The organism is Amycolatopsis sp. NPDC051371 (assembly GCF_040682155.1).
Taxonomy (GTDB): Bacteria; Actinomycetota; Actinomycetes; order Mycobacteriales; family Pseudonocardiaceae; genus Amycolatopsis.
In genome coordinates, this window is sequence record NZ_JBFBAG010000019.1 from 1 (window position 1) to 13,698 (window position 13,698).

Here is a 13,698-nt window from a genome sequence, read left to right on the forward strand (position 1 = left end):
ATCCGCTCATGCACCCGGTCCAGCTGATCCATCACCACATCGACCACCACCAGGATGATCTACCACACGCCACCCGAGTGCCGTTGCAGTACTAGGCCAAGGGAGCGGCCCTTTCCAAGGCGGTCAGGAACGACACGGTCCAGGCGTGGCTGCCATGGGCGCGCAGGTGCTCCCTCATCGCCCCCATCCGTCGCTCCTGTTCGGCAGGTCGCATCGCGATCGCGCGGAGGATCGCATCCTTCAAGTCGTCGGAGTCGTTAGGGTTGACCAGGATGGCCTCCCCCAGTTCCGCGGCCGCGCCGGCGAACTGGCTCAGTACCAGCACACCTCTGTCGTCTACGCGGCTCGCTACGTATTCTTTCGCTACCAGATTCATGCCGTCGCTGAAAGGCGTCGCGACCATCACGTCGGCGGCGCGGTAGAGAGCCACCACCTCATTGAAATCGAGGGCACTGTTCGTGTAGCGGACTGCCGGGCTTCCCATTCGGCCGTAACTGCCGTTCAGGTGTCCCGCGAGCCGGTCGACGCGTTCGCGCAGACTCGCGTACCTCGCGACCCGTTCTCTGCTCAGAGTTGCGACCTGGATGAAGACCGGAGGGTTCGTCACGGACCGCATCTCGTTGAGAATCTCGCCGTAAGCCAGGAGACGTTGCTCGATGCCCTTCGTGTAATCGAGCCGGTCGATCCCGGCGACGAGCACCTCGGGATTCCCGGCCTCAGCCCGGATCTGCTGCGCACGTCGCCTGATCTGGGACTGGCCGACCAGCCGCTCGATCGCTGCCACATCGACCGAGACGGGGTAGGCACCGACTACAACGGTACGTATGCCTGTTTCGACAGAGCCCTCGGACGTCGACAGGCCGAGGACGGCCCGGCAGAGCTGCAGGAAGTTCTGCGCGCTCCGCGGGCGTTGGAAGCCGACGACGTCGGCACCGAGCAGCCCACGCAGGATTTCACCACCCCCGGGCAACTGGCCGAACAACTCGACCGGCGGCAACGGAATGTGCAGGAAGAAGCCGATCCGCAGGTCAGGCCTCCGCTCACGCAGCAGCGCGGGGACCAACTGAAGCTGGTAGTCGTGGATCCAGACGACAGCACCGGTCGCGGCGACGCGAACCACCGCGTCGGCGTACCGCTGGTTGACCACGCGATAGGCTTCGCGCCAGTCCCGGCGGAATTCCGGGCGTTCGATCGATCCGTGGTAGAGCGGCCACAACGTCGAGCTGCATTGTCCTTCCATGTGCCATTCGACTTCACGCCCGGTCAAGACCACCGTCATGAGCGGCGGTTCACCTGTCTGCTCGAGACCGCCGGCACCTGCGTCATGGCGTGACCACCCCACCCATACGCCCTGCCTCCCGATGACGAGATCACGGAAGACCTGGTCCAGGCCGGGACTGTAAATGTTCCGCGCGCCCGCAGGCCATCTGTTGTGGGCGTGGACCGGTATTCGATTCGTCACCAGAACGAAGTCGAAAGACCGGCTCTCGGGATCTTCATCCACTGACGGGACTGCGCCGCCCTCCGGGGCGTCTCTCCTCGCGGAGTCGGGCGCAGGTCTGTGTTCGGACGCCGGTCCGGTACCGGGCGCCGCGAGTTCCGCGAGTCGCGCAGCGCGCCACAGGACGTGGAACGCCTCAGGGTTGCCTCCCAACTGGTCGACGATCAGCTCCAGATGACCCCATTTCGGCACCTTCGGTCCGCGGAAAACATTGTGCACGGTCGTATAGCTGACAACGCCACGGCCGATACCCGTGGCGATCTGCCGGACTCCCGGCTCGCCCGCGTCGAGGTGCAGGTCGTGCAGGCGGTCGAACAACTCGGTGATCGCCCCGGCCGGTGTCGGTTCACGCTTCAGCGCCACGCCGTCTCCTTGCCTCGGCGTTCAACCCTGTCAGAAACCGTCAACTGATCACCAGCGGTTTCGCGAGAACGGAGTACAGGGCGCGTTCATAGCGGTCCACGTTCGTCGAGCACGGTGAAGTTCGACGCGCCGATCGTGGATCGCGGCCTCTCTGCCCCGACGATCAGCTCAGCCAGACACCTCCGAAGCGGAAGGCCCGTTCGCATGACATTCCGACTCCACCAAACGCTCCGCAATCCGTGGCGTCAGCGGCACACGGACCCGCAGCATCGCTCGATCATCGTCCTCGACGTAGCGGGCTTCGGACGGCGGACGGACCCTGCTCAGGTGCACATCCGAACGAGCCTGGACAGAGTCGTCCGCGCAGCCTGCCGCACATCGGGCCTACCCCTCTCTCGCCTTGCTTTCGAAGATCGAGGAGACGGCGTGATCGTGTTCGTCCCCGCGACCGTTTCCAAGGCGGTGCTGATCCAGCCGTTCATCCCGCGGTTGAGAGCGTGCCTGCACGACCACAACTCGAAGGCGGAAGCAGCTCACCGCATTCGCGTCCGCCTCGCAGTCCACGCGGGCGAGGTGGTCCGGGGGCCGCACGGCTGGATCGGCACGGACCTCAACCTGACGTGCCGGCTGGTCGATTCGGCACCGCTTCGCGAAGAACTCCTCCTTCGGCCGCATGCAGACCTCGTCGTAGCCCTTTCCGACGTGGTCCACCGGGCGGTCGTACGGCACGGACATCGCGGAATCGAGGCGAACGCGTACACAGAAGTGCCCTTGAAGGTGAAGGAAGTGGCGACACGCGCTTGGATCCACACTCAGGTGCGCGAAGATCGCCACGTCGTCATCGACCTTCGCGCGCCGGACCGTCAGTCCCGCTCGGGTACGGCGGCCGCCGCGGCGACCAGCTGATCATGCGCCGCGATCAGACCTGCCACCCTCTTCGGGGGAGGCATGTCGCGGTGGTAGCTCACCCGCAGCAACTGACTGCCCAAAGCGAGATGCCATTCCCAGTGATTCCGCCGGAAATCGACGTCCGCGCGCAGCTTCGGGCAGATTTGCCGGAGCTGTCCGGTGAGCCAGCCGAGGCCACCCAGGTACGCGGTCGTCGACGGGTTCGAAGAGACGGCACGCAGGTCGGCGGACAGCACACCGACAGCGGCCGCCAGCTTCCGCCACACCGGAACTCCCTCGAAGAAGGCCGATTCCGGCCCCGAATCGATCCCGTACATCAGGAGGTCGACCGCGAGCCGGGCCGGATCGAGGGCCCAATGCACCTTGCCGAACTCGCTGAAGTCGATCAACGCGGGCGACGGGTGGCGCCCCGGGTACACCAGCACATTTCCTCCGTGGAGGTCGCCGTGGCCGATGCAGACATGACTCCGCTGGGGCAGGTTCCGTTCCTGGATGCCGGGCAGCCGCCGCTCGGTGACGAACGCTCCGACGTCAGCGATCAGGGTGGTCGCATCCTCGAGCCGGCCGCCCCGGGGATGGGTCAACAGCGGCGCGAGCTCCTCCAACGCGCGCAGCACGAGGCATTGCTTGTAGTACGGGAGGGTGAGCAGCGAGGGCGCGCTTCCGCAGCGGTCCTCCCCGGTGGTTTCGTACAACACTCCCAGGCAGTCGGAGAACAGCAGGTCGAAAAGATCCCGGACCAGCTCCGGCGCCGGTCCGGTGCCCAGCCACCGGTGCAGCGGCAGCGCGTGCCGGTCGAGGTGCGCGCCCGTCGCGCACCAGCCGTTCACCGGGCCCACCGGCCGTTCCGGTTGGACGGGAACGACGAACCGCTGCGGCAGCAGCTGACGCGCCTGCAGGGCTCCACGGGTCTCACGGACGAGGTTCTCCTCGGCCCGGCTCACCTTGAGCACGTGGTGCACGGTCGGCCCTCGCCGCACCCGCGCGGTCGTGCTGCACACGCTGGCCCCGGACGCACCGGGAACCAGGCACTTGACCTCGATGATGTCAGCGACGTCGTCCGTGGCTTCCAGCACGAGCCTGTGCAGCTGCGTCAGCGTCGCCTCCTTGACCTCGAACAGAAGAGCCTGGACGGCGGGGTCGGTGCGGTCAGCGCGAACCTCGACCTCTATGACACTCCCGTTCCCGAGCAGGTGGTTGCGGATCGCCGCGGCCACCGCCTCCGGACTCGTACTCGTCGTCTCGGTGCTGAACTCCGCTCGCCGGAGCACCTTGTGCGCCCCCAGCTCCTCGGCCTTGGAGAACAGATCGCGCCGATGGCTGTCACCGGTGCTGATCACGAAGACGTAAGCGCCCGGGGCGACCGCGACGGCGCGCTGCACCAATTCGAGCCCCCGCGGTTCGTCGTCGTCCAGATCTTCGCGTTTGAAGAGCAGATCGATCACGCACAGGTCGAACGGCGGTTCGTCGGCGAGCAGCCGATGCGCCTCGTTCGGATCCCCGACCATGGTCCAGTTGACCGTCCAGCCCTTCATTTTCAGCTGCTGGCTCAGCCGGAGGCTGACCGAGTTCCGGTTCTTTTCGACGTCGTCGACCATCAGTCCGCGGATGACGTGTTCCATTCAGGCTCCCTGCCAGACGGACAAGCCGATCTCCGTCGCGAACGTCCACTCGTCGTCGAGCGGTGTTCCGGTGATCGAACCGCCGAACGGGCGGAGCTTGTCGTTGAGCGTTCGAAGACCGTGCCCGGGCTGGGTACTCGGGCGCGTGCCCGTGTTCCGGATCACCAACGACAGCCGTCGTCCTTCGCACATGCCGTACTCGACGCGCACGATCGGCGTCGCGGCTTGTCCCCCGTGCTGCCGGATGTTCGCGATGGTGTGCGTCACGGCTTCGTCGAGCAGGGAGGCCGGGCAGAAGACTTCCGTCCGATCCCCGATTTCCCGCTCCAGGGTGGAGAAGTCCACTCCCGCACCCTGCACGACCCGGTCGACGCGTGGGCCGGGTACGACCGGTGCGGACTCCACGAGCTCGACGAACACCGCGGTACGCCCGGCGTCGAGGTGCGTCGCCGTGAACATCCGATGCCACCAGCGGAGCCGGACCAGCAGATCCCGGTGTTCCCGGAGCCAGTCCGGGTCCTGGGGGGTCCACGGTCGATCCACCATGTCTTCGAGCTGGTCGTGTACCCGCTGGAGCTCGGAGAAATCGGGATCGGAGATCGCGGCCAGCAGCCGTCGCTGGTCGTGCCGCCCGACGCGGTCGGACACGTACTCGCCGGCGATGATGTCGGTCAGCGCGGTCATGTTCACGAGGGCTCGCTGGCAGAGCTGTGTGCGGCACTGTTCCCAGTCGGAGAGCGCCTCTCTGCCGCGCGGGGGCGGCGGCTGCGCGAAGACGAGATCTTCGACGAAGTCCCGGACCCGGAGCAGGACCGCCTCCATCCGGTGGTCCTGCACGTGCCTGCTGAGCTCTTCGTGCAGCAGCCACCATCCGTGCTGGGGGTTGCGTGGGCGCGGCCACGCCTTGGCGTCGACGACCGCGAGCAGTTCCTTGACCACTCCGACCGACTTGCGGACCACGTCGGTGTCGCCCGGGCCGAGCAGGGATTCGAGCCGGTCGCGGCACCGGATCAGGGCCGACCGCATGGCGGCGTGGTCGATCGGCATGTCCTCCAGCGGCCGGCGAAGCAGGCGGTGGCACTCGAGGAAAAGCTGGTCGCTGAGCTCTCGCTCGTCGATGGCGACAGCCCGGGCGAGCAGCTTGGGCAGGAGCTCGACGAAAGTCTCCGGCTTCGCGGCGGCCATCACCATCACGGCCTGGGTGCGGAACCAGGCGTGGCCGGTCTGCGATCGTCGCACCGCGGTTTCGCAGATCGCGGCCAGCCTCTCCCGCGCGTCGGCAAAGCGCAGCGGCGGCAACTTCAGCCAGTTCTGCTCGGCCGCGGTCAGCCGCACAAGGCTGTCCCTGGTCCACTTCGTGCGGGGCACGGCTTCCGTGTCGATGTCGTCGAGCCCGCCGATCCGGTCGAGCACCTCCTGCCGCGCCGCCGTGTCTTCGAGTGCTCTGAGCAGGAGGCCCCGCCACCTCAGGTAGTCGGCCATGTCCTCGGCCCGGATCGGCACCTTGAAGAGGTCGACCGGCACCTCACCGAAGACTTCGGTCCGGGTGCGGAGCCGGGTCCTTTCCCAGAGTCGTTTCGCATGACCCCGCAGAGCTCGCGGGGCCGACTCCGCGTAGTCCTCGTAGAGGTCTCTCGTCTCGCACAGCGAGCAGTCGGGAACCGCCAGACGGCCCAGGCTGCTCGTCGCCAGGAAACGCACCTCGGTGGGCACCGCGGGCCTGGCCCGGCCGCTCCGGCGGGCGCGCAGCGCGCTGACCGCCCGAAGAACGTCGGACTCCTGGTCCCCGAGCTGGTTGAGCAGGACGAGCGCGAGGATCGCGGATGCTCCCGCCTCGGCCGCGAGCCGGATCATCTGATGGATCGACTTGGCGCTCAGCGCGCCCCAGTCGACAACGACCACGGTGCCCAGTTCCCGTGGCGCCGGCAGGCTGGCCGGGAACATCCACCGGTTCCCGGCGACCGCCCGCGGGATCGGCAGCACGTCGGTGACGGTCGTCCCCTCCTCGACGAGCACGCTCCGGACCAGCTGGGCGAGCTTGGCCGCGTAGTCGGCGGGCCCGCCCGGATGCCAGATCCGGCACCGGCCGAGCTCCCCCGCCCCCGGACCGTCCGCCGCCCACTGGCGCGTCACGTCGTGCACGCTGTGGCGGATCGCGGATCGCACCTCGTCGCTCACCCCCTTGCCGAACAACAAGTGGTCCAGCTGCGGATAAGCACTGAAGTGGCGGGCGCGCGGAATGCTCTCGACATGGCCGAGCCGCAGGGAATCGTCGTCCTTCGCGCACCAGCCGAGCAGGGTTTCTTCGGTGATCGGGGTGCGCGGCGGCGTACCGACCTCGTCGGACGCGACCGGCCGCCGATGGATCGGGTTGATGTCGACCGGCACGGCACCGGCCCGCGGTGGCACCGCGACCTCCGCTGTAACCAAGGAGAGCACGGCGATGTCCCGGTTGAACATCCGGATCGGACCCGAGTGGGTCCTCGTGTCGACCACGCAGGCCACCGCCACGGGCACGGCGCGATTGCCGACGAGCGCGGCCGCCGCGCGCCGGGCGGTGTTCTCCGTGGCCAGTATGTCGGCGCAGATGACGACGTTCGCCCGGCGGGGCACCTGCTCGCTGACGGGAATGCCGTCCAGGTCCAGCTCGCCGGGGAGGTCGTAGTACCGCCCGTCGCGGTACAGGCATTCGCTCAGCTGAGCCGCCAGCTGAGTGGGCGTCGTCGAGGCACGGGCGACCACCAAGGAGCCGTCGCGCTCCTGATCGGCCAAGGCGGCTTCCTCGACCGCCCGCGCGAGGAGAAAGGCCGCGAGGTCGAACCCGACCGTGCCACGCAACAAGGAATCGACGTCGATCCACCGGTCGGCCAGGCGGAGCGTCGGCATCCGGAACAGCCCGGGCACCACCCCGGGGCCGCTCTGCCCGATCGTCTCGGCGAGTGTGTCCCGGACGTACTCACCGAGGGCGCGCACCGCGTCGCCGGCCGAGACGTGCAGGATCACCTCGGCCGCGGTCACGGTGACCAGGTGCGAGTGCCTGCCGAGCGTCGGCCACAGCTCGTCGGGTGCCCGGCCCGCCGCCGCCCACAGCCGGACCACGTCGGCCACCGGCAACGCCCCGCCCGCCGCGGTCAGCCCCTCCAGTACGGCGCGCAGGCACACCGAGCCGCCACACCACAGGGGTGCGCCGGATGCGCCCAGGACCAGGATCGGGTTCGGCGTGCGGCTCCTCTGCGTCAGCTCCCACTCCCGCTCCTCGTCGACGTTGAGTCCGGCGACCATGAGGTCGAGCAACCGCGGGTCGGCGTTCGGGAAGACCAGGACGACCGTGGCCTGGTGCGGAGTCAGGCTGGCCACGTGCAAGGCACGCGACAACGCGGTCTGCACCGCGGCGTCGGAGAGCGCGTGGTCGGCCTGCCTGACGGCGATGGTCGCGACCACTCCCGCCGAGCGCCCGCCGTCCTGGGCCAGCAGCGCCGCCTCGTCCAGCCGAGCGCGATCCACGTCCCCGATGCCGTGCTCGGGGTCGAACTCGCAGGGGATGACTTCCCAGCGGGCGTCGGAGCGGGCGCTGGACCGCCATTCCCACGGCACCGACAACGCCCGCGTCAGGTAGTCGCGGATGACCAACGTGACCTCCACGACGGTGCCCGGCGCCCACACCGGTTGCGGCTCGTCGAAGTCTTCGACCGTGCTGCCCGGGTACACCTTCCCGATCGCCGCGTCGGCCGACCGCGTCACGACGCTGCCGTGGTAACTGCCGACCAGCCGTGCGACCCGCCAGAGTCCGACCGCTCCGGCCTGCCCGTCGGGGCCTTTGCCGGCGATGTTCCGTTCGAAAGCCTGCAGCGCCAGATCGCGGGTCGGCACCCGGTCCGCCGAGGGATCCCGGTCGAGGGACAGCCGACGGAACAGGCCGATTCCCGAATCCGCCACGACGAGCTGGAGCACCTGGCCACCGGTGCCGCCGTCCACCAGCGACGTGGCCAGCTCCTGCGCGGCGCGGGGAAGATCACGGCGGCTGACATAGAGGTCGTCATCGACCAGCACCGCGGCGATCAGCGCGTACGGCGTCCCCGGCGAGCCGAGCCCCGCGTGCAGGCCGACGTTCTCGACGAGGCCCGAAACGACCGCGAGCGTGATGGCTCGGGCGTCCGAGCGCGAGAGTCCCATGTCCTTGAACCGTCTCTGCGCCTCGCGCAGGACATCAGCGGCCACCGCGCCGTGCGCGTCAACGGGAACCCAGCGAAACGGGAGGATCCGCCGGCGGCGAAGCAGCTTCGCCTCGTCGAGGGGCGTGATCACCGCCCCGGGCGTGGTCTCCGGTCCCGGTTGGCCCAGCCAGTGTGCGGCCGAGTCTTCGACCCGCACAGCGCCCTCTGGCCAGTGAGACGCGTGCAAGGCTTCGAGGAAGCCGACGTCCCGCATGAACGCTCTGGCCTCTTCCCGGGCTCGGGCTTGCCGGGCAACCCGCCGCTCGATCGACTCGAACGCGATTCCGCCGCCGGCCGGCTCCTCGGGCTCCCCCGCCTCCACGACCGGCAGGTGCCCGGTGGGCAGCACCACGTTCGCCCGGACGCCGTCACGGACAGCGGCGTCCAGGAGCACCAGTGCGCGCGCCAACGTCTCGAAGTGGACGAACTCCACCGACGCGAAGTCAAGCCGGAACCCCTCCGCCGCCACCTCCGGCCGCCAGCCGTCGGCATCGGTGAACGGACTGCCGGCACCGCTCAAGCGACTCTCCCACGCCTCGACGGTGAGCAGATCGGGCAGCCGGTAGACGATCATTTCCGATACCTCCTCGACGCTCCCGCCGCCCATCGGCGCGGCGGCAAAAAATCATCGGATGACCATGCAGATGCCCATTCGATCACCACATTTTCGCTCCGATCCCACCGTGTACGCAATTGTCCAGCGTCTGTCCTTGACCACGAACACACTGTGCGCTTCCGTAGAGAAACCCAATTCCGGAGGCACGTCCATGCCACAGTGCGACCGCGACACCGAATCGCGGAAGCGCCTTTCCCGGGCGGGTTCCACTCTCCAGTCAAGCGCGAACACCCTCACTTCGGAACTCCGCGCCGAATCCTCGAACATCTTCGGACGGAGAGCGCGACGCGCGTCCGGAATTTCGTACGTTCTCGTACGCGGCAGGAACCTCCGCCGATCGGCCGTTCGGACGAACACTCAGGGCCGTGCGCCGGTTCCCATCCGGATTAATCGCGCGCGACAGTTCGGCAGCGATCACATCAGACCCGAAGGGAGAAACGACTCGTGACGGATCCCGAGCCCGACCCAAAGCGGATCAACGATCGTGCGGAATTCGGCAGTGCCCTCAAAGCGCTGTGCCTGCGGGCCGACCTGAGCCTGCACAAGGCCGCGCGCCGGGCCGGATTGCCCGTGACAACACTTCACGGCTACGTGCGTGGCCGCAATCTGCCGCAGCGCGGGCGCGGCCAGGAGTTCATCGCACTCCTGAAAGTATTAGGCATACATGACAAAAGGGCGCACGACGAATGGTTGGCCGCGATTGAGCGGATCCGTCGCCGGCCCGGTCCGGAACCCGCGGGCCGACCGGTCCCGTACCGCGGCCTGGAAGCGTTCGACGAGCAGGACACCGAGTGGTTCTTCGGACGAACTCGCATCACAGACCTGATCCTGAGCCGGATCCGCACCCGGTCTTCGCGCGGGCGCCCCCTGTTCGTCGTCGGTTCGTCCGGCGTCGGCAAGTCGTCCGTGCTCAAGGCCGGCGTCATACCGGCTCTCGCCCGCACCGGTGATCGTCTCATCCTGTTCATGACACCCGGGCAGAAACCGTGTTCACGGCTAGCCGACCTGCTCGGGGTCGACAACGCCGACGTCTCACGGCAAATCACGGCCGATCCCTCCGAGCTTTCCCGGCATCTGCTGCAACCTGCCCTCCGCGAACGCCTGGACTCCGAGGGCCAGGAAGGGGCGGTTCTCGTCATCGACCAGTTCGAGGAACTCTTCAGCGCGGAGACCGAAGAGGTCGAGCGTCAGGCCTTCCTGCACGCGATCGCCTATCTCGCCGACGGGCTCGCCAGTGGAGCCGCGTCGACCGTGGTCGTGCTGGGTATGCGCGCCGACTTCTTCCCCCAGGCCACCGACGACCCGATGCTCGCCGGCGCGCTCAACGACGGCCAGGTCGTGATCCCCCCGATGTCGCGTGAGGAGCTGACCAAGGTCATCACCGGGCCGGCCTCGAAGGCCAGGCTCTCGCTCGAACCCGGCCTGGTCGACCTCATCCTGCGTGACCTCGCGCCGACCGGCTCGACCGCAGCCTGCGATTCGGGTGCGCTGCCTCTGCTGGCCCACGCGCTTCGGATGACTTGGGAACGTCGGCAGAACGGCGCGCTCACCGTGGCCGGGTACAAGGAGTGCGGTGGCATCCGGCAGGCCGTCGCCCAGACGGCGGAAGCCATCCACGAGCAGCTCGGGTCGACTGGGCGAAACCGGGCCCGCGGTGTGTTCCTGCGCTTGGTGCACACCGGTGACGCCTTGCCGGACACCCGCCGCCGGGTGCCCACAGCGGAGATCGAGGGCGGTGCAGCGGACGACGCGTCGGCTGAAGTACTGGACCGGTTCGTCAACGGACGCCTACTCACCATTGCCGAAGACGGCGTCGAGATCGCGCACGAGGCATTGATCTTGGCGTGGCCCCGGCTCCGGAGCTGGCTGGACGACGACAGAGCCGGCCACGCCCTGCACCGGAGGCTCGGCTTGGCCGCGCGGACCTGGCAGGAGTCTCGCGAGGACAGCGATCTGCTGTACCGCGGTGTTTTGCTCACGGCGGCGAACGAATGGTTGGAGCAGCCGGGACGCGACAACCTGCTGAATGCCACCGAGCGCGACTTTCTCGCCGCATCCAACGACCGCCACCACATCGAGCAACGCGACCTGCGCACCAGGCGGAGGATCAGGCGAGGACTGATCTCGATCATCGCCGTCAGCGTCCTGCTCGCGAGCGCGATGGTCAGCTACGCCGTCACCCAATCGGCGGCGAGCGACCAACAGCGGGACTTGAGCCAGTCGAGGGAGCTCGCCACGCAGGCCGACCGGTTCCGGACGAGCGACGTGTCCCTGGCTGCGCAGCTGAGTCTCGAGGCATACCGCATCTCACCTACCCCCCAAGCCAGGGCAAGCCTCCTGGACGCGACCGCCAGCCCGCTCGCCGAGCGGCTGCTCGGCCCGTTACAGGTGTTGCAGGCCGTGGCCGCCGCTCCAGGCGGCTCCCTTCTCGCGACCGCCGGCACCGGGCGCCAGGTCCAGTTGTGGACCCGCCGTCCCGGCGAACTGCCGGTCCGGGCGGGTCCGCCGTTCTCGGCGGCGGACGACACGATCTTCACGGCGGCCTTCGACCGAAGCGGCGATGTCCTCGTGACGGGTGGAGGCGATCGCCGGGTGAGGCTCTGGGATGTCACCGACCCGACGAAACCGGTACCGCTCGGCGATCCGCTGACCGGGTTCGGCAATACGGTCTACGCAGCCGCTTTCAGCCCGGACGGCACACTGCTCGCGGTCGGGTCCGCGGACCAGACCGTACGGTTGTTCTCGACGGCGAACCGCACCCGTCCCGCCCTTCTGGCGACGTTGACCGGGTTCACCGGCTTCGTCCAGGCAGTGGCGTTCGCCCCGGACGGCCACACGCTCGCCGCGGGCGGCGCCGACCGGACCGTCAGGCTCTGGGATATCGCCACGCCTGCGCAGCCGGTGCCGTTGGGCAGTCCTCTCGGCGGCTCGGCCGGCAAAGTGCTCACCGTAGCCTTCGCCCCGGATGGGCACACACTCGCCGCGGGGAGTGCGGACAAGAACGTCTACGTCTGGAACACCGCCGACGTCCGGCATCCCGTACCCGCCCCGGCTCTGGCCGGCGCCACCGGCCGGGTCAACACGATCACGTTCGCACCCGACGGCACCACTCTTGCCGCGGGGAGTTCCGACAGCTCGGTCCGTGTCTGGGACCGGACGACAGACCGGGTGATCGTGTCCCTGCCCCATCCGGGACCGGTGACCGGTGTGGAGTTCCTCGACGGCGGCGCGGTGGTAGCGAGCGTGGCCGCCGACGGCGTCACACGGCTGTGGCCGGTTCCCGGGCAACGAATCGGAAACCGGGCCAATAGTGCTCTCTCACTGGAATACGCCGGCAACCACGACACCCTCATCACCAGCGCGGGCATCGTGGCGAACACGACGGAGCTCTGGGACACGACGAACCCGGCGCGACCGGTGCGACGTGGTGTGCCGCTGGTGAACCCTCATGCCGGTGACAACTTCTCCGGGTCGGTGAGCCTGAGTCCGGACGGCCGGACCGCCGCCACTGGGCTCGACGACGGTTTCGTCGTGCTCTTCGACGTCTCCGCCCCCGACGCACCCCGAGCGCTCGGCCCGCCACTCCATGCGAGTGACAGCCTGGTCGAAACTGTGGAGTTCAGCCGGAAGGGGAGGCTGCTGGCCGTCGGCACCGACGAACGGGCGGTCACCGTCTGGGACGTGAGCGATCCGCGCTCCGCCAAATTGATGGCGACACTGCAAGGTCCTGGCAACAGCGTCTACTCACTCTCGTTCAGCGCCGACGACTCCCTGCTCGCGGCCGGCAGCCTCGACGGAAAGATCTGGCTGTGGGACGTGAGCCACCTCGATACGCCACGACCACTTCCCCCGCTCACGGGCTTCGACAGCTACGTCCACTCCGTCGTGTTCGCACCGAAGGGCAGGCTTGTCGCGGCGGGCAGCGCGGACAAGACCGTCCGTCTGTGGGACCTCGGTGATCCGGGCGCACCCCGCGCCATCGGCACTCCGCTGGTCGGTGCAACGAACTACGTCTACTCCGTGGCTTTCAGTCCCGATGGCACCACCTTGGCCGCAGGCGGATACGACCACACCGTCTGGACCTGGGACGTCACGAACCCCGACGCACCACGTTGGCTCGCGACCCTGACGGCCGCGCAGGACTCGGTGTTCGTAGTCGAGTTCGCCCCGGACGGGCACACGCTCACCGCGGGCACCGCGGAGAAGGCGATCCGCATGTGGGAGACAGATCCTGACCGGGCGACCACGCGGATCTGCGCCGCGGTGGGGCAGCGTGTCACCAAGGAGGAATGGACCCGGTACATCCCCGACCGACCTTACGAGCCGCAGTGCTGATCCGGGCGAAGGCCGCGAACGTATCGCGGAGAGTCTGTCAACCCGCAGTCAGTATTGGTAAATCACCACGTCCACCGCCCTACGGAAGTCGGCTCCCGTGAAGGCGAACAGACGGTAAATTTTCGACAGCGCGCGCAA

General features: G+C 68.3%; 5 protein-coding genes and 1 pseudogene. 3 read left to right on the top strand and 3 right to left on the bottom strand.

Annotated features, from left to right (window positions below; genetic code table 11):
- Nucleotides 1-91: 91 nt before the first annotated feature.
- On the bottom strand, nt 92-1,864 hold the full coding sequence (locus tag AB0M59_RS23190) for a trehalose-6-phosphate synthase (protein ID WP_364618112.1): 1,773 nt from the start codon (nt 1,862-1,864) through the stop codon (nt 92-94).
- Between the two features lie 426 nt (nt 1,865-2,290).
- Here AB0M59_RS23190 and AB0M59_RS23195 point away from each other — a divergent pair, with 426 nt between their 5' ends.
- Nucleotides 2,291-2,770: a hypothetical protein gene (locus AB0M59_RS23195; protein ID WP_364618114.1), complete on the top strand. Its 480-nt coding sequence runs from the start codon at nt 2,291-2,293 to the stop codon at nt 2,768-2,770.
- On the opposite strand, the gene AB0M59_RS23200 is transcribed toward AB0M59_RS23195, so the two are convergent.
- Both AB0M59_RS23200 and AB0M59_RS23205 read right to left on the bottom strand, forming a co-directional pair.
- The gene (locus tag AB0M59_RS23200) at nt 2,728-4,395 is read right to left on the bottom strand and encodes a phosphotransferase (protein WP_364618116.1); all 1,668 of its coding nucleotides are present in this window, start codon (nt 4,393-4,395) and stop codon (nt 2,728-2,730) included. The genes AB0M59_RS23195 and AB0M59_RS23200 overlap by 43 nt on opposite strands.
- On the bottom strand, nt 4,396-9,183 hold the full coding sequence (locus tag AB0M59_RS23205) for a hypothetical protein (RefSeq protein ID WP_364618118.1): 4,788 nt from the start codon (nt 9,181-9,183) through the stop codon (nt 4,396-4,398).
- Nucleotides 9,184-9,669: 486 nt separating this feature from the next.
- On the opposite strand from AB0M59_RS23205, the pseudogene AB0M59_RS23210 reads away from it, so the two are divergent.
- Nucleotides 9,670-9,882 (top strand): annotated as a pseudogene (locus AB0M59_RS23210) (helix-turn-helix domain-containing protein); the annotation flags it as partial.
- A gap of 33 nt (nt 9,883-9,915) precedes the next feature.
- Nucleotides 9,916-13,560 carry a WD40 repeat domain-containing protein gene (locus AB0M59_RS23215; protein WP_364618462.1) on the top strand — a complete coding sequence of 1,215 codons (3,645 nt, stop codon included), beginning with the start codon at nt 9,916-9,918 and terminating at the stop codon, nt 13,558-13,560.
- Nucleotides 13,561-13,698 lie beyond the last annotated feature (138 nt).

What these genes read in the sequence shown, in the direction of transcription:
- AB0M59_RS23205 (WP_364618118.1), bottom strand. Translation starts at nt 9,183, where the DNA reads ATGATCGTCTACCGGCTGCCCGATCTGCTCACCGTCGAGGCGTGGGAG.
- AB0M59_RS23200 (WP_364618116.1), bottom strand. Translation starts at nt 4,395, where the DNA reads ATGGAACACGTCATCCGCGGACTGATGGTCGACGACGTCGAAAAGAAC.